Here is an 18,388-nt window from a genome sequence, read left to right as displayed (position 1 = left end):
CGCGCTCTGCATCCGTTTCAGGTCCGCTTCCCTCTGCTCAGGCCTCGGCCGCCTTGTCGCCCTCGAACCAATGGGCCCGGGCCGCCATGATCATCGCCTCGGCATCCGCCCGGCCCAGATCGTGGCCGCGCAGGATGCCGTCCTTCTTGTCGACCAGCTCGTCGGTCGAAAGGTCGGCCAGGTCGTCCAGCGTCTTGACGCCGGCTTCGCCCAACGTGACCAGCATGCCGGGGGTCAGGCCCTCGACAGAAGCCAGCTCCTCGGCGACGCCGAGCTCGCGGCGACGCTGGCTCAGCTTCTCGTTCTGCTGCTCGAGCCAGGCCTGCGCGCGCTGGCGCAGCTCCTCGGCCACTTCCTCGTCGAAGCCCTCGATCGCGGAGAGATCCTCGACCGGGATGAAGGCCACGTCCTCGACCGTGCTGAAGCCCTCTGTCACCAGCAGATGCGCGATCACGTCGTCGACATCGAGCGCATCCATGAACATCTGCGAGCGGGAGCGGAACTCCTCGCTGCGCCGCTCGGATTCCTCGGCCTCGGTCAGGATGTCGATGTCCCAGCCGGTGAGCTGCGAGGCGAGGCGCACATTCTGGCCGCGCCGGCCGATCGCGAGCGAGAGCTGGTCGTCGGGGACGACCACCTCGATGCGATGGGTCTCCTCGTCCAGCACGACCTTGGCCACCTCGGCGGGCGCCAGCGCGTTCACCACGAAGGTGGCGGGATCCTGCGACCAGGGAATGATGTCGATCTTCTCGCCCTGGAGCTCGCCCACCACGGCCTGGACGCGGCTGCCGCGCATGCCGACGCAGGCGCCGACCGGATCGATCGAGCTGTCGTTGGAGATGACGGCGATCTTGGCGCGGCTGCCGGGATCGCGGGCGACCGCTTTCACCTCGATGATGCCGTCATAGATCTCCGGCACTTCCTGCGCGAAGAGCTTGCGCATGAAGTCGGGATGGGTGCGCGACAGGAAGATCTGGGGGCCGCGCGGCTCCTCGCGCACATCGAGCACGAGCGCGCGCACGCGGTCGCCGACGCGGAACGCCTCGCGCGGCAGGAGCTCGTCGCGCCTGAGCAGCGCCTCGGCGCGGGAGAGATCGACCGTGACGTTGCCGAACTCGACGCGCTTGACCAGCCCGTTGACGATCTCGCCCTTGCGGTTCTTGAACTCCTCGAACTGGCGCTTGCGCTCGGCCTCGCGCACCTTCTGCACGATCACCTGCTTGGCGGTCTGGGCGGCGATGCGGCCGAAATCGATCGGCGGCAGCTCCTCGACCAGGAAGTCGCCGATCTTCTTCTGCGGATCGATGCGCTCCGCCTCGGCCAGCGGGATCTGCGTCGCCTCGTTGACCACGGGGTCCGCGATCTCGCGGAAGCGCATCAGCCGGATCTCGCCGCTCTTGCGGTCGATCAGCGCGCGGATATCGTGCTCATGGCCATATTTGGAGCGACCCGCCTTCTGGATCGCCTGCTCCATCGCTTCCAGCACCTCGTCGCGCTCGATGCCCTTCTCGCGCGCGACCGCTTCCGCCACCTGCAGAAGCTCCAGCCTGGGAATGGCAATTGTGGGTTCCATGTCTACCTCGGGATCTAACGATTCTCGTTGTTGGCGGCCGCCGCGATCAGCTCGTCGGTCAGCACCAGCTTGGCCTTGGCAATCTCGGTCATCGGCAGACGGGCCTCTCCGCCGTCGGTGAGCGCCACCACGACCTCCTCGCCGGCGCGGCCGACGAGACGACCCTGGAAACGCTTGCGTCCTTCGACCGGCCGGCGCGTCTCGATCCGCGCCAGATGGCCGGCGAAACGGTCGAAATCCTTGGGCCGGGTCAGCGGCCGGTCGATGCCGGGCGAGCTGACCTCGAGCTCATAGGCCCCCGGCAGGGGGTCCTCCACATCCAGCAAGGCCGAGATCGCGCGGCTCGATTCCGCGCAGTCGTCGACCGTGATCTCGCGGCCGTCGCTGCGCTCGATCATGATCTGCAGGGTCGGCCGCTGCTGGCCGCCCGAGAGCTGGACGCGCACGACCTCGTAGCCCATCGCGGCGAGCGAGGGCTCGATCATCTGCTCGATCTGGCGCGTCTCTACCATGACCATCAAAACCAGGGCGTCTCGGCTGTCAAAGGGTCGGGCGCGCCGCCTGGACGCGCCCAAATCGCGGGTAACAAAAAAGGCGGGCGTTCGGCCCACCTTTTTTTGTTGGTCCCGTTTGTTCGGAACAATGATGGCCGGGAATATAGTGTCTTTCTCTTCCCGCGCAAGAACCTTTTTGGGCGGTTTTTCGCGGGTTTGGCGAGTTTTCCAGACCTTTTCCGGCCGGCCGCCGCAAGGCCCGCGGCGGCGGAATTTTTTTCTTACTTTCAGCGCCGGCGAAAGCGGAAATAGGCGGGCTTGCGCCCCTCGCGCAGCGCCTTCGCCTCGTAGCGCGTCTGCGGCCAGTCGGCCGGTCGCTGCCGCCAATCCTTCGGGCCGGCCGCGAGCCAGGCGAAAGCCGGGTGATCGATCGTCTCGCCCAGCATCCAGCGGATCTGGCCCGGGTCGTCGCTCGCCATGCGCAGCTCGGCCCCGGGCCGCATCAGCCGCGCCAGCCGGTCGAGATTGGCCCGGCCGACGAAGCGGCGCTCGGCATGGCGGGCCTTCGGCCAGGGATCCGGGAACAGGATGAAGACCCGCGACAAGGCGCCGTCGGGCAGCCGGTCCATCAGCTTCCGCGCATCGTCGGGAAAGAGGCGCAGATTCCCGAGCTTCTGCTCGACGGCATAGCCCAGCGCGCGGGCGATGCCGTTCTCGAACACCTCGCAGCCGATGATCGTGACCTCGGGATGGTTTGCCGCCTGCCAGGCCAGATGCTCGCCCGACCCGAACCCGACCTCGAGCCAGAGCTCGCGATCGGGGCTCGGCGCCTCTCCCTTCAAGGTCGCGAGATCGAGGCTTGCTCCCGCCGGCGGCAGCTCGACCCGCAGGCGCGGCAGCACCGCCTGCATCAGCTTCTGCTGACCGGGCCTGAGCTTGCGGCCCTTGCGCCGCCCATGGAAATGAAGCCGCCCGGCCGCGTCCCCGGCGGCAGGGTCGGGACCGCCACCGGCCCCGGCGGCCGGCCGCCTCGGCATCACGCTCAGTGCAGCTCGCGCTTCAGGCCGGCGACGAGATCGAGACGCTCCCAGGAGAAGCCGCCATCGGCATCGGGCGCGCGGCCGAAATGGCCATAGGCCGCAGTGCGCGCATAGATCGGACGATTCAGCCCCAGATGCTCGCGGATCGCGCGCGGACGCAGATCCACCATCTCGGGCAGGAGCTTCGCCAGCTTCTCCTCTTCCACGCGGCCGGTGCCGTGGGTGTTCACGTAGAAGGAGAGCGGCTTCGAGACGCCGATCGCGTAGGAGATCTGGATCGTGCAGCGCTCGGCGAGGCCCGCGGCCACGACGTTCTTCGCCAGATAGCGCGCGGCATAGGCCGCCGAGCGGTCGACCTTGGTGGGGTCCTTGCCCGAGAAGGCGCCGCCGCCATGAGGTGCCGCGCCACCATAGGTGTCGACGATGATCTTGCGGCCGGTGAGACCGGCATCGCCGTCGGGCCCGCCGATCACGAAGCGGCCGGTCGGATTCACGTAGAACTCTTCCTCGGGGCACATCCAGCCCTTGGGCAGCACGTTGAGGACATGCGGGCGCACGATCTCGCGCACCTGGTCCTGCGACAGCTTCTCGGCATGCTGCGTCGACACCACGACCGACGTGGCGCGCACCGGCCTGCCGTTTTCGTAGAGCAGCGTCACCTGGCTCTTCGCATCCGGCCCGAGGCCGGGCTCGGCGCCCGAATGGCGCGCCTCGGCCAGCGAGCGGAGAATGTTGTGCGCGTAGAAGATCGGCGCCGGCATCAGATGCTCGGTCTCGTTGCAGGCGAAGCCGAACATGATGCCCTGGTCGCCGGCGCCCTCGTCCTTGTTGCCGGCGGCATCGACACCCTGCGCGATGTCGGCCGACTGGCCATGGACCAGCACCTCGACCTTGGCCTTCTTCCAGTGGAAGCCGTCCTGCTCGTAGCCGATGTCGCGGATGGCCTGCCGCGCGACCTCTTCCATCAGCTTCGGCGTGATCGAGGCGGGACCGCGGGTCTCGCCCGCGAGCACGACATGGTTGGTGGTGCAGAGCGTTTCGACCGCCACGCGCGCCTGGGGCTCGGCCGTGAGGAAGGTATCGACGATCGCGTCCGAGATGCGGTCGCAGACCTTGTCGGGATGGCCCTCGGCCACGGATTCGCTGGTAAAGAGATAGGACCCCTTGGACACGGGCGCTCCTTAGAGATGGTCATGGGTGGCGGAAGAGGATGGAAAGACGCGGGCGCTCTTCGGCTTCGCGTCGCTGCCAGTCGCCGGCTCTGGCCAAGTCCCCTGAATTTGGGCGCCGGATGATGTTTCAAGCGCCTCGGGCCGGTCAAGCCCAATTGCCCGCGGGCGGGGTTAAGCAAAGCTTCAGCCGGGCCCGGTCCCCGGCCCTCCGCAACCGCCCGAAATCCCGCATTCCCAAGGGCCTGTCCGCGCGGACCGGTCGCCTGGCGGGGGCTCCGTAAAAACCCTGAGGCCGGACTCTAGGAAGGCAGCGGCCGCGACCGATTGTCCCCGCCGGCGCGACGTGGCCAGCGAATCGGGCGACGCCGGCGACCGCAGCCGCGCGCCCGTCGGCGAGGACGGAACAATCTCAGCTGGAGCGGCGCTTGCGGACGGTGCGGCCCAGGGCCTTGGTCAGCTCGAACACGCGCTTGCGCACCGCCGGATCGGCGATGCGGTAATAGGCGCGGACCAGCTCCAGGGTCTCGCGCTTGGCAAGCGGATCGGGCTCGAAGGGCTCGGGCTTCGGTTCGGCGAGGCCACGCAGGCGCGACGGCGATTTCGACGCCGTGCCGGCCGACATGTCCTCGAAGAAATAGCTGACCGGTACATCAAGCACGCGCGCCAGATCGAACAGCCGGCTCGAGCCGACCCGGTTGGCGCCGCGCTCGTATTTCTGCACCTGCTGGAAAGTCAGGCCGATCGCTTCGCCGAGCTTCTCCTGGCTCATGCCGAGCAATGTGCGGCGCTGACGGATGCGCGCGCCGACATGCACGTCGATCGGGTTGGGAAAACCTTGACTAGCCATCCTTCCGGAGGATTTCCGGCCGCGGGGCATACGGATTCGTCCTTTCAAAGAATTCGACCGCTCGGGGCGCGGGTCGGTGGTCCACACCCTCTAGTAGGTCATACGCCCTTATGCAGTCAACACGCGAAGAGACGATTCTCGCTACGACCGGGCACCGCGATGCCATTAAGGGGTATGTCCGGCCAGGGTGGCGGGACGTTCAGGCTCGACGCGTATGACAAACTAGTGCGAGCAGCGCAGCGATCAACCCCAAAGCGAGAGCGTTCCAATCGCCGCCGCGCGCATAAGGTGTAGGAGTTAATGTCTGTGGCAGCGTGCCGTCGATGACACCGGTTTCACCGAGCCCCAGCCGCTGGATGACACGACCGTAAGAATCGACGACCCCCGAGATGCCGGTGTTGGCGGCACGCACCAGCGGCAGGCCCTCTTCGACGGCACGCAGCCGCGCGCTCGCGAAATGCTGATAGGGACCGCTGGTGATGCCGAACCAGCCGTCATTGGTGAGATTGACGATCCAATCAGGCCGATCGGCCTCATTTACAACCGCGTGCGGGAAAATCACCTCGTAGCAGATCACCGGGCCCACGGCCGGCAGGCCCGGCAAACGAATCGTTGTGGGACCGGGACCGGCGGTGAAGTCCATACCGCCTGGAGTTATTTTGGAAATGAAAGGAAACAGTTGGCGCAGCGGTACATATTCGCCGAGCGGAACCAGATGGAACTTGTCGAAGGTCGCGCGGATCTGGGCATCTGCATCTAGCACCACCAGACTGTTCCAGACTTGATCAAGCGGACCAGTCAGCGGCTCGCCTCGCGGCGCGCCGGTGAAGAGATAACCCTTCGGTGGTATCACCTCGGCTAATGCCCTCCGTAACGTGGGCTCACGCTCGATCAGGAAGGGCACGGCCGCTTCCGGCCATATCACCAGTTGCGCCGCATCGCCCCCCGGCGTGTTCTTCGTCAGCGCAACTTGTCGTAGTACATTGTTGTAGGCAGCCGCGCTGTCGTTCTTCAGCGTCTGCGGGATCGAGGCCTGCACGATTCTGAAGTGAAGCCCGGTCGTGGAGGCAGCGGGCGCCATCGACAGCCGCACCATGCCGCCGGCCCAGATCGCCCCCAGCATCAAGAGCCCCGCGGCCACGCCTAGGACGACGGTCCGCGGCCTTTTCGCGGAACGCGCGAGGAGCGCCGGCAGGCCCAGCCCGACAATTGTCACAAGCGTGAGGCCCCAGATGCCCGCCAGCGCGGCGAACTGATTCATCCCGTCCGAGAAGGCCCAGACATAGCCGGCGAGGTTCCAGGGAAACCCTGAGAAGATCCAGCTCCGCAGCCATTCGAAGAAGAGCCAGGCGACGCCCAAGGCCAGGACGCCGGCGATACCCGTGAGGCGAAGGCGGCGGACCACCGCCGCCGCCGCACCGATGAAGAGCGCCAGCACGCCCGAGAGCCCGCCGACGATGAAGGGGATCATCCAGCCGAACCGGATCGGATCGACCAGCAGCGCGCTCGAGATCCAATAGAGGCCGGCCAGGAAATAGCCGAAGGCCACCCACCAGCCCGTAGCGAAGGCGGCGCGGCTCGAGGGCGCGCGCTCGGTCCCCCAGACGATGGCCCAGAGCCCCGGACAGAAGGCCGGCACGAAATGAACCGGCGGCAGCGCCAGAGCACCGACGGCGCCGAGCAGCGTCAATACCAGGCGGCGGCGCCAGCCGGTCGGTCGGGCCAGCAGCATCTCGAAGCGCCCCAGCATCGGCCAGGGCGCCGTGTTCCTGTCATCGGTCATGGGAGCCGTGCGTTCGACCGCGAGGGCGGCCGCCTTATTCTTGGCCATCCGCGGGAGGCTTGGGCAGGTTGTGGATCTTGAGCCGCTTGATGCGGCGCGGATCGGCATCCAGCACCTCGAAGGCGATGCCGCTGGCCGGATGGGTGATGAGCTCGCCGCGGCTGGGCACGCGGCCCGCCAGCGCGAAGACCAGCCCCGCCAGCGTGTCCACATCCTCCTCGCGCTCTTCGGGCGAGAGCACGGGGCCCACCAGGTTCTCGAATTCCTCGACGGTGGCCCGGGCGTCGGCGATGAGCGTCCCGTCGGGGCGCTGGATCAGCTTGGGCCCCTCGGCGACGTCATGCTCGTCCTCGATCTCGCCGACGATCTCCTCGACCACGTCCTCGATGGTCACGAGCCCGTCGATGCCGCCGAACTCGTCGACGACGAGCGCCATGTGGATGCGCTTGAGGCGCATCTCGAGCAGCAGGTCGAGCGCACGCATCGAGGGCGCCGTGAACAGCACCTCGCGCTTGATCTGCATGAGATCGTATTTGCGCTCGCCGGCGATGCAGGCCAGCACGTCGCGGATATGCACCATGCCGATCGCGTCGTCGAGCGTCTCGCGGAAGATCGGCAGGCGCGAATGGCCCTCGCGCACCATCAGCTTCACCAGATCCTCGAGCGTGATGTCGGCGGGTGCCGCGACGACGTCGGCCCGCGGCACCATGATGTCGTCGCAGGTGAGATCGCGCAGCTTGAGGATGTTGAGCAGCAGGCTGCTCTCGTCGCCCTGCGCGGGCTCGGCCTCGGTGTCGCCCTCGCTCTCCTCGATCAGCTCCTCGATCGCGTCGCGCAGGTCGGTCTCGGTCTTGCGGTGACGCCTGCGCCAGCGCAGCCAGTTGCGGATGACGCGAAAGCCGGAGGATTCGTCGGTGTCGACGTTCTCGCGCGCCGCGGGCGTGGTGACCGGATCGCTCATCGCACCGTCTCCGGCTCAGTGCCGCCGCGGGCGCGGGGCCCGGCGCGGGCGATAGGGATCGGGGATGCCGAGGCCCGCCAGCACCTTGCGTTCGAGCGCCTCCATCCGGCGCGCCTCGGCGGGACGTTCATGGTCGTGGCCCAGGAGATGAAGGACGCCATGCACGATCAGGTGGCTCAGGTGGTGCGCTGCCGGCTTGCTTTCGGCGACCGCCTCCGCGAGCAGCGTTTCGCGCGCAATCGCCACGTCGCCCAGGAAACGGCGGCCCTGCTCGGGCGCTCCCGGTGTCGCGACATAGGGAAAAGATAACACATTCGTGGGCTTGTCGCGCCCCCGGTAATCCCGGTTGAGGCGGCGCAGCAAGGCGTCGTCGCCGAGCGCCAAAGCCAGCTCGGCGCGCGGGCCCGGCGGCAGGGCCGCCGCAAGCGCCGCATGCGCGGCCTTGCGGGCGAGCGTCGCGACGCCGGGCGCCACCTGCCGCCAGGCGGGATCCAGCGTCTCGACGGCGATCTGTGCCCGAGCCGCGCCCGTCTTGCCCGACGGGACGCCGGCCTTGATCCGAGCGCGTACGGGCTTGGCACTCTTCCTGCCGGACGGTGCGGATTTGGCGCGCGCCGGAGCCGCCGCCTTGAGCCCCCGCTTCATGCCGCCTACCGCTTCGGCGCGTCGCGATCGCCGCCGTCCGGGGCCGGGCCGTTGCCCGCGCGCGCCCGCTGCTCGCGCTCACGCGCCTCGTAGGCGCGCACCACGCGGCCCACCAGCGGATGGCGCACCACGTCGGCCTCGGTGAAACGGACGATGGAGACGCCCTCGATATTGTCGAGCGTCTCGACCGCGTCGGCGAGCCCGCAGCGCTGGCCCGCGGGCAGGTCGATCTGCGACAGGTCGCCGGTGACCGCCATGCGGCTGCCCTCACCCAGGCGCGTGAGGAACATCTTCATCTGCACCGGCGTGGTGTTCTGCGCTTCGTCGAGAATCACGAAGCTGTTGGAGAGCGTGCGGCCGCGCATGAAGGCGAGCGGCGCCACCTCGATCTCGCCGTTCGAGAGACGGCGCATCACCTGGTCGGCCGGCATCATGTCGTAGAGCGCGTCGTAGAGCGGCCTCAAGTAGGGATCGACCTTCTCGCGCAGATCGCCCGGCAGGAAGCCCAGCCGCTCGCCCGCCTCGACCGCGGGACGCGACAGCACGATGCGGTCGATCGAGCCCTTGGTCAGCATGGCGACCGCGACCGCGACGGCGAGATAGGTCTTGCCGGTGCCGGCGGGCCCCAGCCCGAAGACGAGATCGCGATCGCGCAGCGCCTTGAGATAGGCGGCCTGCATCGGCGAGCGCGGCGTGATGTGGCGGCGCTGCGTGCGCACCGCCGTGCCGTCGGGCCCCATGCGCTCGAACAGGCCGGGCTCGCCCGCCTGCTCCTCGGCACGCACCAGCCGCACCGCGGCATCGACCTCGGCCATGTCCACCGGCAGGCCACGCTTCAGACGCTGATAGAGTGCGATCAGGGCCGTGCGCGCATGGGCCACCGCCTCGGCAGGGCCGGAGATGGCGAGACGGTTGCCGCGCGAGACCAGCGAGACGCCGAGCCCCTGCTCGATGCGGACCAGATGCTGGTCATGCTCGCCGAAGAGCGAGGGCAGCAGGCGGTTGTCGTCGAACTCGAGATGGATGGGTGGATTGACCGTGGCGGCGGGCAAGGATTTCACGCGGAGAGCCGTTCGCGCACAGCAGCCGGCTCGTGAGCGAGACGGCCGGCCAGCGAGTTGGGGGAAAGAGCCAGGATATCGACCGGCAGGATCTGGCCGATCGACGCTTCCGGCGCGTCGAGATGCACCGATTGCAGATAGGGGCTGCGGCCGATGAGCTGGCCCGGATGGCGGCCGGGCTTGGCCAGCAGCACCGGCAGGCGCCGGCCGATCATGGCCGCGTTGAAGGCCTGCTGCTGGTCCCGCAGCAGGGTCTGCAGCCGGTCGAGCCGCTCGGTGCGGACCGCCTCGGGCACCTGCTGCGGTAGGCTCGCGGCCGGCGTGCCGGGCCGCGCGCTGTATTTGAAGGAATAGGCCATCGCGAACCCGGTCTCGCGCACCAGCGCCAGCGTGGCCTCGAAATCGGCGTCCGTCTCGCCGGGAAAGCCGACGATGAAATCGGAGGAGAGCGCCAGGTCGGGCCGCGCCGCGCGCAGGCGGTCCACGATCGCGCGGAAATCGACGACACGATGCTGCCGGTTCATGGCCGCGAGGATGCGGTCGGAGCCCGACTGCACCGGCAGATGCAGGAATGGCATGAGCTGGGGCAGGTCGCGATGCGCCTCGATCAGCTCGTCATCCATGTCGCGCGGGTGGGAGGTGGTGTAGCGGACGCGCTCGAGCCCGTCGATCTCGGCCAGGTGGCGCGCGAGCCGGCCGAGGCCCCATTCGGCGGAGCCGCCCGCCTTGCCGGTGAAGCGCGACGGCGCACGACCGTGATAGGCGTTGACGTTCTGGCCCAGGAGCGTGATCTCGCGCACGCCGTTCGCGACCAGCCGGCGCGCCTCGGCGGCGACCTCTTCCACGGGGCGCGAGGTTTCGGCGCCGCGCGTATAGGGCACCACGCAGAAGGTGCAGAACTTGTCGCAGCCCTCCTGCACGGTGAGGAAGGCAGTGACGCCCGTGGCCGCGCTCGTCTCGGGCAGATGGTCGAACTTGGATTCAACCGGGAACTCGGTGTCGACGATGCCGCGGCGCTCGGGATCGGCGGCGCGCCTCGCGCGCGCGATCAGCTCGGGCAGGCGGTGGTAGGTCTGCGGCCCCAGCACGATGTCGACATGGGGCGCCCGGCGCGTGATCTCGCCGCCCTCGGCCTGCGCCACGCAGCCGGCGACCGCGATGATCATCTCGGCACCGGCCGCCTCGCGGTCGCGCTTGGCGGGCCGGAGCCGGCCCAGCTCCGAGAACACCTTCTCGGAGGCCTTCTCGCGGATATGGCAGGTATTGAGGATGACCATGTCGGCCGTCTCGACCTCGGCGGTCGGTTCATAGCCGAGCGGCGCCAGTACGTCCGCCATGCGGGCGGAATCGTACTCGTTCATCTGGCAGCCATAGGTCTTGATATAGAGCTTCTTCGCCAATGTTCACGCCGCGCAAGGAAGAGACCGTGCCGGCCGCGCGCCCGACCGGGGCCCGCCCCGGCGCCGCCCGAACCGCATCGCGTCACCCTTGCCCATTCCCATATGGTCCCAGTCTATCACGAGGGGACGCCGGAAGGTAACTGCCGGGCGGGCAAGGGCGCGACCGCGCCGTTGGTCGCAGCCTCGCCCACGGGCAGGGCCTGGGGCCGGCCGGCCAGCGCCGCGGCCACCCCGCTCGCCACCTCGCGGTAGCAATGATCGCTCAGCGCCTTGCGCGAGCCGAAGGATTCGATCGTGACGGTGGGATGAAATTCCACCACCACCTCGATGTCGCCCAGCCCCAGGAAGCGGCCGAGATGGGGCGCCAGCTCCATATCGCCGTACCAGGCGACCAGCGGGCGCAGGCCCACGCCCAGGGGCACGCCATTGAGGCGGGTATAGGCGACCGACACCGGCTGGAGCGTCAGCGGCGCCTGGCCGGGCCCGACCCGGCGCTCCGCCACGGAGAGCAGCGCCGAACGGAACGGCTTCACCGTGGTGCCGTCGTCCGAGGTGCCCTCGGGAAAGAGCATCAGATTCTCCCCGCTGTCGATCCGCTTCTGCATCTCGTCGCGCTGCAGATGCGTGTTCCGGCGCTCGCGGTCGACGAAGACCGAGCGCTGCAGCTTCGCCAGCGTGCCGAAGAAGGGCCAGTTCGCGATCTCGGCCTTGGCGACGAAGGAGACCGGCACCAGCGAGCCCAGCACCATGATGTCGAGATAGGAGCTGTGGTTGGCGACGAACAAGGTCGGCCGCACGCGCGAGCGATGGCCGCGGATCGTCACATGCATGCCCATGATCCGGCAGCAGATGCGGTGATAGAAGACCGGCAGGCGCTGCGCCAGCGACCAGCCGATCGCGACCGCCAGGGCCTGCAGCGGGATCAGCGTCAGCGTGACGACGACATAGGGAATGGCGCGGATGATCGCGCGATAGGGCGACCCCAGCACCAGCTCGGGCGGCGGATCTTCGGGCGGCAGCAGCTTGAGGCGCGGCGGACGCGGCAGAACCATCAAGCGGGCCCGGCCGGCGCGCGCGAGGCCGTGTCGTCGCGCGTATAATGCTTGAAATACTTGTCCGTGACCCAATCGGTCTTGACGATGACGCAGACATCGGTGGTGTGGAACTGCGTATCGACCACCGCGCCGTCGCCGACGAAGCCGCCGAGCCGGAGATAGCCCTTGATGAGGGGCGGCAGGGCCAGCAGCGCCGCCTTGGCGTCGATCGCTTCGCGCGGCATCAGTCGCATATCGACATGGCGCGCCGGCAGCGCATGCGGGCGCAGCTCTTCCGGCGCCAGGTGGTTGTAATAGAGATAGGAGAGCGGCAGCGCATGGGAAGCGGGATCGATGCCCGGCAGCGAGGCGCAGCCGAACATCAGCGCCACATCGTGGAACATCACATAGTCGGCGATGCCGCGCCACATGAGCTGCATGGCGGCGCGCGAGCGATGCTCGGGCCCGATGCAGGAGCGGCCCAGTTCCAGGATCTCGCCCGGATGCGCCACCAGGGGCGCGATGTCGTACTCGTCGACCGAGTAGTAGCGGCCGCGCGCGGCCGCCTGCGCGCGGCGCAGCAGCCGGTAGGTGCCGACCACGCCGGCGGCGCCCTCGCCCAGGCGATGGTCGATCACCAGGAGATGATCGCAGAAGGGGTCGAAGCTGTCGAAGTCGAGCCCCTTCGCCGCCATCTCCGGCGTCGGCTCGGCCGACATCTCCTGATAGAAGACGCGATAGCGCAGGCGCTGCGCGGCCTCGATCTCGGCATCGCTTTCCGCCAGCCGGAGCTCGAGGTCGCCCGCGCGGATATCGACGGGCTTGCCCGTCTTCGGTGCGGCGGCCAGCGCGGGCTTGGCGCGGCCGGGCGGGGTCCGGTCGGCCGTGGCCCGACCGGCGGGGGGCGGCACCGGCGCGCCGGTCATTCCTTGCGCTCTTTCCCGCCGACCAGCGGCACGCCGTAGAGCTCGAGACGATGCCCGATCAGGCGATAGCCGAGCTTCTCGGCCACCGCATGCTGCAGCTTCTCGATCTCCTCGTTGTTGAACTCGATCACGCGTCCGGACTGCACATCGATCAGGTGATCGTGATGATGCTCCGGCACCTCCTCGTAGCGCGCCCGGCCGTCGCGGAAATCGTGGCGGTCGAGGATGCTGGCCTCCTCGAACAGCTTGACGGTGCGATAGACGGTCGAGATCGAGATCCGCGGGTCGATCGCCGTGGCCCGGCGATAGACCTGCTCCACATCCGGATGATCCGTGGCGTCAGACAGCACGCGCGCGATCACGCGGCGCTGATCGGTCATCTTCAGGCCGCGCTCGTTGCACAGCTTTTCAATTCGAGAGGTCATCCGTTCAGCCTACCTCGGGAACCCGCTCAACGAAAGTATAGTGGCAAGCCCGCCGGCCGCCTACCCTGGGAGGCCCCTGCCCGATCAGGCAAGGGGGATCGGCGGCCGCGGCCGAAGGGCGGCCGGCCTCGCGAAAGGCGAGAGGGGTGAAGGACCTGCGAGGTCCGTCAGCGCCGGCGGCGGGCCTTGGTGCCGAGCCCGATCTGCTTGGCCAATTTGCTGCGCTGCTTGGCGTAATTGGGGGCTACCATCGGATAGTCGGCCGGCAGGCCCCAGCGCTCGCGATATTCCTGCGGCGTCATGTTGTAGGCCGTCCGCAGATGCCGCTTCAGCATCTTCAGCTTCTTCCCGTCCTCCAGGCAGACGATGTAGTCGGGGAACACCGACTTCTTCGCCGGCACGGCCGGCTCGGGCCGCTCGCTCGGGATCTCGGCCTCGCCCACCGTCGAGAGCGCGCGATAGACATCGCGAATCAGGTTGGGCAGCTCCGCCACCGGCACTGAATTGTTCGAGAGATGCGCGGCAACGATGTCGGCCACGAGCGGCAGCAGATCCTGAGTCTTCGCAGTGTCGGCCATGATGAAAAGGGGTCCAGGTTGTTTAAAGGCCGCGCAAGCATACGGCCGGGCCTTCATCGGTCAAGACGAAAACAACAAATATTCGGATAGGCGGAAGCCGAACTTTCTTATGGTTATTCGGCATTTCTACTGGCCCGCGCCACTCGATACTGACGGGGCGGACGGGTTCTTGTGTCACAGCGCGTCGAAGGGCAGCACCGCCAGGGGACGCGCCAGGATCAGGGCCGCGACGCGGACGCCCGTGCCGCGCGCATAATAGTCCGGCCGCCGCCCCACCCTGACGAAATCGGCGCCGTGATAGAGCGACTGCGCCGGAAGATTGTCCTCGGCGACCTCGAGGAACAGCCGCTCGGCCCCTTCCGCGGCGGCGTGGCTGACGGTCTCGTCCAGCAGCAACCGCGCCAGGCCCCGGCGGCGCGCATCGGGCGTGACGCCGAGGGTCAGGATCTCCGCCTCGCCGCCGGCCACCCGCGCGATGACAAGACCCGCCGGCACGCCGTCGATCAATCCGATCAGGCCGAAGCTGCCCGGCATCGCCAGCAGCGTGGCGATGGATTCACGGCTCCAGGGTTGATCCCAGGCCTGGGCGAAGGCTTCCGCGTGAAGCTGCGCCAGCGCGTCGAGATCGAAGGCGACGGCGGGCCTGACGGCGAGGTCGGGGGCGCGGCTCGTCATGGCGCGGCGAGCCCGGCCGGCAGCTTGACGTCGGGCGCGCGCAAATAGAACGGCTCCGGCAACAGGAGCGGACCTGCCGCTCCCTCGCCGCCTTCGGCCAGCAGCCGCGCCGCCAAGGCCACGAACCCGGCGGCCTCGATGTGGCCCGGTCCCGGCGCCCGCGCGATGTCGCGATCGCGGGGCAGGACCGGTGCCAGGAGCGGCAACCCGTCGCCCGCCACGAGCCAAGGAATCGCGGGCAGATCGGCGACGGCCTCGGCCGGTGTCGCCAGCCATGCCGATCCGATGGCACGCAACTGCGGGTCGAAGCGCTGCAGGAACAGATCCTCGCGCCGCGTATCGAGCGCGATCAGGATCTCGCGCGCGTCGCGCAATGCCGTCGGCAACGACGCGGCGACCGCGAGGAAGCTGGTGAGGCCCGCGACCGGGCGCCCCAGTGCCAGACCCAGCCCGCGCGCCGCGGCGAGACCGATGCGCAAGCCGGTAAAGCTGCCGGGCCCGACCGTGACCGCGACGGCGTCGAGCGCCGCCATCGCGAGACCCGCCGCCCGCATCGTCTCCGCGACCATCGGCAGGAGCCGCTCGCCATGGCCGCGTGTCATGGTCTCCGCGCGATGCGCGATCAGGGCGCCGTCGCGCCAGACGGCGACCGAGCAGGCGGCGCCCGAGCTGTCGAGCGCCAGCAGCGTCGGGTTGGCGATCGCCGCCGGATGCAAGGCGCCCGGCCGGCCGATCGGTCCGCCGAACTCGACGGCGCCCTCCGCCGGTGCCGCGATCTCCGGACCGCTCATGCGGATTCACCGAACCTTGAATTCCTGATAGCTATCATGCCGGTGCCATTCTGCGCCAAACGGCGCCGCAAGCCGAGAGAGGGCCGATGGACCTGGTCGAGATAAAGCCGCCGCAGTGGGATGTCGAGATCGACCTCGCCTATGCCACGGTCCGGAACATCACCGGCAAGCCGATCTATGCCCATGCGCGCTGCTACCTGCATCGCGACGCCGCCGAGGCGCTGGCGCGCGCCATCGAGCTCGCCCGCGCGCTGGGATACCGCTTCAAGATCTTCGACGCCTTCCGGCCGAGCGAAGCGCAATGGGCGCTGTGGAACAAGGATCCCAATCCGGAGTTCCTCGCCGATCCGCGCCGCGGCTCGCCCCATTCGCGCGGCGTCGCCGTCGACCTGACGCTGATCGACGGGCAGGGCCGCGAGCTGGAGATGGGAACCGGTTTCGACGAGTTCCGACCCATCGCGCATCATGCCCGGCTGGACGTCCCGCTCGAGGCGCAGCGCAACCGGGTCCTGCTGCTCGGCCTGATGACGGCCGCCGGCTGGGACTTCTACCGGAACGAATGGTGGCACTACCAGCTCTTCAATCCGCGCCGCTATGCGCTCTATAGCGATTCGGCATTGCCGCCCGGCCAGGAGATGATGCCGCGGCCGCTGGAGCCGATCCCGGCGGGGTGACGCGAAGACGTTGCGCTGGCGTCATCCCCGCGAAAGCGGGGATCCACTTTGATCCAGCACACCGAGCTTGGCGCTGGATCCCCGCTTTCGAGCGTGTGAAGAAATCGGCGATGCCAAAGAACTCTCTCGCCCCCTCCCCTTGCGGGAGGGGGTAGGGGGAGGGGCGATGCCGTGCGAGATCCTGGCAAACAAGCGGAGCCTGATCTGCTCGGGCTCGCTCGCTTGGCGCCCTGTCTAGGCCTTCTGCCTCCAGAGCGGTGATTGATCGCAGGGATGCCCCCAGCTGCGTCCGTGGCACCCCTCCCCCAACCCCCTTGTATGAGCGAGATGTGAGAGCATGGAGCGTGGTCCGGGCCGGGGTGGCCACCCCGGCCCGGACTGTCGGTTGTCGGATCGACACCCTCGAAGTCTTCTGGACTGCGCGGGAGCGGGATCGCAGCCGACCCTTCATCGGACCCGGATGGTTGCAAGAACACCCTGGTTCGGATCAACGCAAGGTGGGGTCGACGAAGATGAGCAAGTCTATCACGGAAACGGCGGGTATCGACGTGTCGAAGCGCAAGCTCGATGTGGCGTTGGCCGCTGGGCCGGACCGGCTGCAGGCCAGCAACGATCCGGCGGGATACCAGCAGATCGAGAGCTGGCTGCGCGAGCATGGGGTCGAGCGGGTCGGGTTGGAGGCGAGCGGCCATTACGAGGCGGCGGTGGCGGCGCATCTTCGCCGGGTGGGGTTTTGCGTCGTGCTGCTCGATCCGGCTCAGGTGAAAGGCTTTCGGCGGTTCAAGAAGAAGCGAGCCAAGAACGACAAGATCGATGCTCGCCTGATCGCGGTGGCGACGGCGGACATGGAGCCCGACAGCATCCGCCCGGCGCCCGATGAACGTTTGGCGCCGTGGGCCGAGCATCTCACCCTGATCGAGCAGATCGGCGAGGATATCAGCCGGCTGAAGACCCGGCGCGATCGCTACAGCCTGCCGGCGCACAAACGCTATCTCGAGACTGAGATCACCCGCCTGTCCAGGCGCCGCGACAGGGAAATCGTCCGGCTGCTGGCCAAGCTCCGCCGTCACCCCGACCTGGCTCTCAAGCTGGATCTGCTGGAGAGCATCCCCGGCCTGGGCCCGCTCACCGCCCTCAGCTTCGTCCTGCGCATGCCCGAGCTCGGCCGCATGACCCGTGCCGAGGCCGCCGCCCTGGTTGGTGTCGCTCCCTTCGACGATGAAAGTGGCGAGCATACCGGTGAGCGCCATATCGCCGGCGGCAGAAAACGGCTCCGACGCAGCATCTACCAGGCCGCCTTCTCTGCCTCTCAGCGCTGGAACCCCATCCTCCTGGCCCTCTACAAGCGCCTTATCGCAAAGGGCAAGCACCACAAGGTCGCCACCGTCGCTTGCGCCAGGAAGCTAGTTGAGATCGCCAACGCTATCCTCGCCAGGGCTACTCCCTGGCAGGATAAAGCCGTCACTCCATGATCCCCGCACGATCATGGTTGCTCCCGCAAGGGGAGGGGGCTTGAGTGTTTGCCACGCCCTTGCGTGATGCTCTCGATTTCTTCACGCGCTCTTTCGCGGGGATGACGGTTGGGGACCTTACGGCACCGCTTCGACCGCGACCACCTCCGGCACGTAGTGCTTGAGCATGTTCTCGATGCCCATCTTCAGCGTGGCGGTCGAGCTGGGGCAGCCGGAGCAGGAGCCCTGCATATGCAGGTAAACCACGCCTTCCTCGAAGCCGCGGAAGATGATGTCGCCGCCGTCCTGGGCCACGGCCGGGCGCACGCGGGTATCGAGCAGATCCTTGATCTGCGAGACGATCTCCTCGTCCTCCGCCGCGACCGCGTCCTCGGCCGGCGCGTCGGCCGCGCCCTCCAGGATCACCGGCTTGCCGGCGACGAAATGCTCCATGATGACGCCGAGGATCGCGGGCTTCATCAGGCCCCATTCCTTCTCCTCGGCCTTGGTGACCGTGACGAAGTCGGAACCGAAGAACACGCCGGTCACGCCTTCGACCTGGAACAGGCGCTGCGCCAGGGGCGAGCGGCCGGCGGTCTCGGCGGTCGGGAAGTTGGCGGTGCCGTCGCCCATCACGTCGCGGCCCGGCAGGAACTTGAGCGTGGCCGGGTTGGGGGTCTGCTCGGTCTGGATGAACATCGGTGGGAGCGCCTCCTCCGGCGCGGCCTGGAATATCCTAGCTCTCTGCTCCGATAAATGGGCGATTGCCGCGCCGGGTTCAACCACAATCTGATCGTGGTTTCGGTGGGTTAACCGGCCTCGCCGCCGGCTTTTTGTCGCCATCGCCCGCCGGGACAG

The 18,388-nt window shown here is 68.2% G+C and carries 18 protein-coding genes and 1 pseudogene; 2 read left to right on the top strand and 17 right to left on the bottom strand.

All coding sequences use genetic code 11. The features are described from left to right. Positions 1 to 37 precede the first annotated feature (37 nt). From nusA to tsaB, 16 genes and pseudogenes are all read right to left on the bottom strand, one after another. Complete coding sequence (gene nusA, locus FRZ61_RS26140; protein WP_151120571.1) at positions 38 to 1,573, bottom strand: transcription termination factor NusA; 1,536 nt, start codon at positions 1,571 to 1,573, stop codon at positions 38 to 40. A gap of 14 nt (positions 1,574 to 1,587) precedes the next feature. Further along, positions 1,588 to 2,085, bottom strand: a complete 498-nt coding sequence (gene rimP / locus FRZ61_RS26135) for a ribosome maturation factor RimP (RefSeq protein ID WP_151120570.1) — start codon at positions 2,083 to 2,085, stop codon at positions 1,588 to 1,590. Positions 2,086 to 2,284: 199 nt separating this feature from the next. Beyond that, positions 2,285 to 2,978 (bottom strand): annotated as a pseudogene (gene trmB / locus FRZ61_RS26130) (tRNA (guanine(46)-N(7))-methyltransferase TrmB); the annotation flags it as partial. A 131-nt stretch (positions 2,979 to 3,109) separates the two neighbouring features. Continuing rightward, positions 3,110 to 4,279, bottom strand: coding sequence for a methionine adenosyltransferase (gene metK, locus FRZ61_RS26125; protein ID WP_151120568.1), 1,170 nt, complete (start codon positions 4,277 to 4,279; stop codon positions 3,110 to 3,112). A gap of 409 nt (positions 4,280 to 4,688) precedes the next feature. After that, positions 4,689 to 5,126 carry a helix-turn-helix domain-containing protein gene (locus FRZ61_RS26120; protein WP_225309019.1) on the bottom strand — a complete coding sequence of 146 codons (438 nt, stop codon included), beginning with the start codon at positions 5,124 to 5,126 and terminating at the stop codon, positions 4,689 to 4,691. Positions 5,127 to 5,325: 199 nt separating this feature from the next. After that, a complete protein-coding gene (gene lnt, locus FRZ61_RS26115) occupies positions 5,326 to 6,957 on the bottom strand; it encodes an apolipoprotein N-acyltransferase (protein WP_191909213.1) in 1,632 nt (543 codons plus the stop codon). After that, on the bottom strand, positions 6,944 to 7,870 hold the full coding sequence (locus FRZ61_RS26110; RefSeq protein ID WP_151120565.1) for a hemolysin family protein: 927 nt from the start codon (positions 7,868 to 7,870) through the stop codon (positions 6,944 to 6,946). The genes lnt and FRZ61_RS26110 overlap by 14 nt, the downstream gene beginning before the upstream one ends. A gap of 15 nt (positions 7,871 to 7,885) precedes the next feature. After that, a complete protein-coding gene (ybeY, locus tag FRZ61_RS26105) occupies positions 7,886 to 8,515 on the bottom strand; it encodes an rRNA maturation RNase YbeY (RefSeq protein WP_151120564.1) in 630 nt (209 codons plus the stop codon). A 5-nt stretch (positions 8,516 to 8,520) separates the two neighbouring features. Further along, the gene (locus tag FRZ61_RS26100) at positions 8,521 to 9,576 is read right to left on the bottom strand and encodes a PhoH family protein (RefSeq protein ID WP_151120563.1); all 1,056 of its coding nucleotides are present in this window, start codon (positions 9,574 to 9,576) and stop codon (positions 8,521 to 8,523) included. Further along, positions 9,573 to 10,976: a tRNA (N6-isopentenyl adenosine(37)-C2)-methylthiotransferase MiaB gene (miaB, locus tag FRZ61_RS26095; protein ID WP_151120562.1), complete on the bottom strand. Its 1,404-nt coding sequence runs from the start codon at positions 10,974 to 10,976 to the stop codon at positions 9,573 to 9,575. Before miaB ends, FRZ61_RS26100 begins: the two co-directional genes overlap by 4 nt. Before the next feature lie 116 nt (positions 10,977 to 11,092). Then, positions 11,093 to 12,028, bottom strand: a complete 936-nt coding sequence (locus tag FRZ61_RS26090) for a lysophospholipid acyltransferase family protein (protein WP_151120561.1) — start codon at positions 12,026 to 12,028, stop codon at positions 11,093 to 11,095. Beyond that, positions 12,028 to 12,936, bottom strand: coding sequence for a GNAT family N-acetyltransferase (locus tag FRZ61_RS26085; protein ID WP_151120560.1), 909 nt, complete (start codon positions 12,934 to 12,936; stop codon positions 12,028 to 12,030). Before FRZ61_RS26085 ends, FRZ61_RS26090 begins: the two co-directional genes overlap by 1 nt. Continuing rightward, the gene (locus FRZ61_RS26080; protein WP_151120559.1) at positions 12,933 to 13,361 is read right to left on the bottom strand and encodes a Fur family transcriptional regulator; all 429 of its coding nucleotides are present in this window, start codon (positions 13,359 to 13,361) and stop codon (positions 12,933 to 12,935) included. Before FRZ61_RS26080 ends, FRZ61_RS26085 begins: the two co-directional genes overlap by 4 nt. A gap of 167 nt (positions 13,362 to 13,528) precedes the next feature. Next, on the bottom strand, positions 13,529 to 13,939 hold the full coding sequence (locus FRZ61_RS26075; RefSeq protein ID WP_151120558.1) for a MucR family transcriptional regulator: 411 nt from the start codon (positions 13,937 to 13,939) through the stop codon (positions 13,529 to 13,531). Positions 13,940 to 14,113: 174 nt separating this feature from the next. Then, positions 14,114 to 14,614, bottom strand: coding sequence for a GNAT family N-acetyltransferase (locus tag FRZ61_RS26070; RefSeq protein ID WP_151120557.1), 501 nt, complete (start codon positions 14,612 to 14,614; stop codon positions 14,114 to 14,116). Continuing rightward, positions 14,611 to 15,405: a tRNA (adenosine(37)-N6)-threonylcarbamoyltransferase complex dimerization subunit type 1 TsaB gene (gene tsaB, locus FRZ61_RS26065; RefSeq protein WP_151120556.1), complete on the bottom strand. Its 795-nt coding sequence runs from the start codon at positions 15,403 to 15,405 to the stop codon at positions 14,611 to 14,613. The genes FRZ61_RS26070 and tsaB overlap by 4 nt, the downstream gene beginning before the upstream one ends. An 86-nt stretch (positions 15,406 to 15,491) precedes the next feature. On the opposite strand from tsaB, the gene ddpX reads away from it, so the two are divergent. Further along, positions 15,492 to 16,079, top strand: coding sequence for a D-alanyl-D-alanine dipeptidase (ddpX, locus tag FRZ61_RS26060; protein ID WP_151120555.1), 588 nt, complete (start codon positions 15,492 to 15,494; stop codon positions 16,077 to 16,079). 512 nt (positions 16,080 to 16,591) lie between these two features. Next, positions 16,592 to 17,551 (top strand): IS110 family RNA-guided transposase, encoded by a 960-nt coding sequence (locus FRZ61_RS26055; RefSeq protein WP_151115166.1) that lies wholly within the window; start codon positions 16,592 to 16,594, stop codon positions 17,549 to 17,551. Positions 17,552 to 17,668: 117 nt separating this feature from the next. On the opposite strand, the gene FRZ61_RS26050 is transcribed toward FRZ61_RS26055, so the two are convergent. Beyond that, positions 17,669 to 18,229 carry a NifU family protein gene (locus tag FRZ61_RS26050; protein WP_151120554.1) on the bottom strand — a complete coding sequence of 187 codons (561 nt, stop codon included), beginning with the start codon at positions 18,227 to 18,229 and terminating at the stop codon, positions 17,669 to 17,671. Positions 18,230 to 18,388: the final 159 nt, after the last annotated feature.

Source organism: Hypericibacter adhaerens (genome assembly GCF_008728835.1).
In the GTDB taxonomy this organism is placed as follows: Bacteria; Pseudomonadota; Alphaproteobacteria; order Dongiales; family Dongiaceae; genus Hypericibacter; species Hypericibacter adhaerens.
Note: the sequence above shows the minus strand (reverse complement) of the source record. Positions and strands in the feature narration are given on the sequence as shown.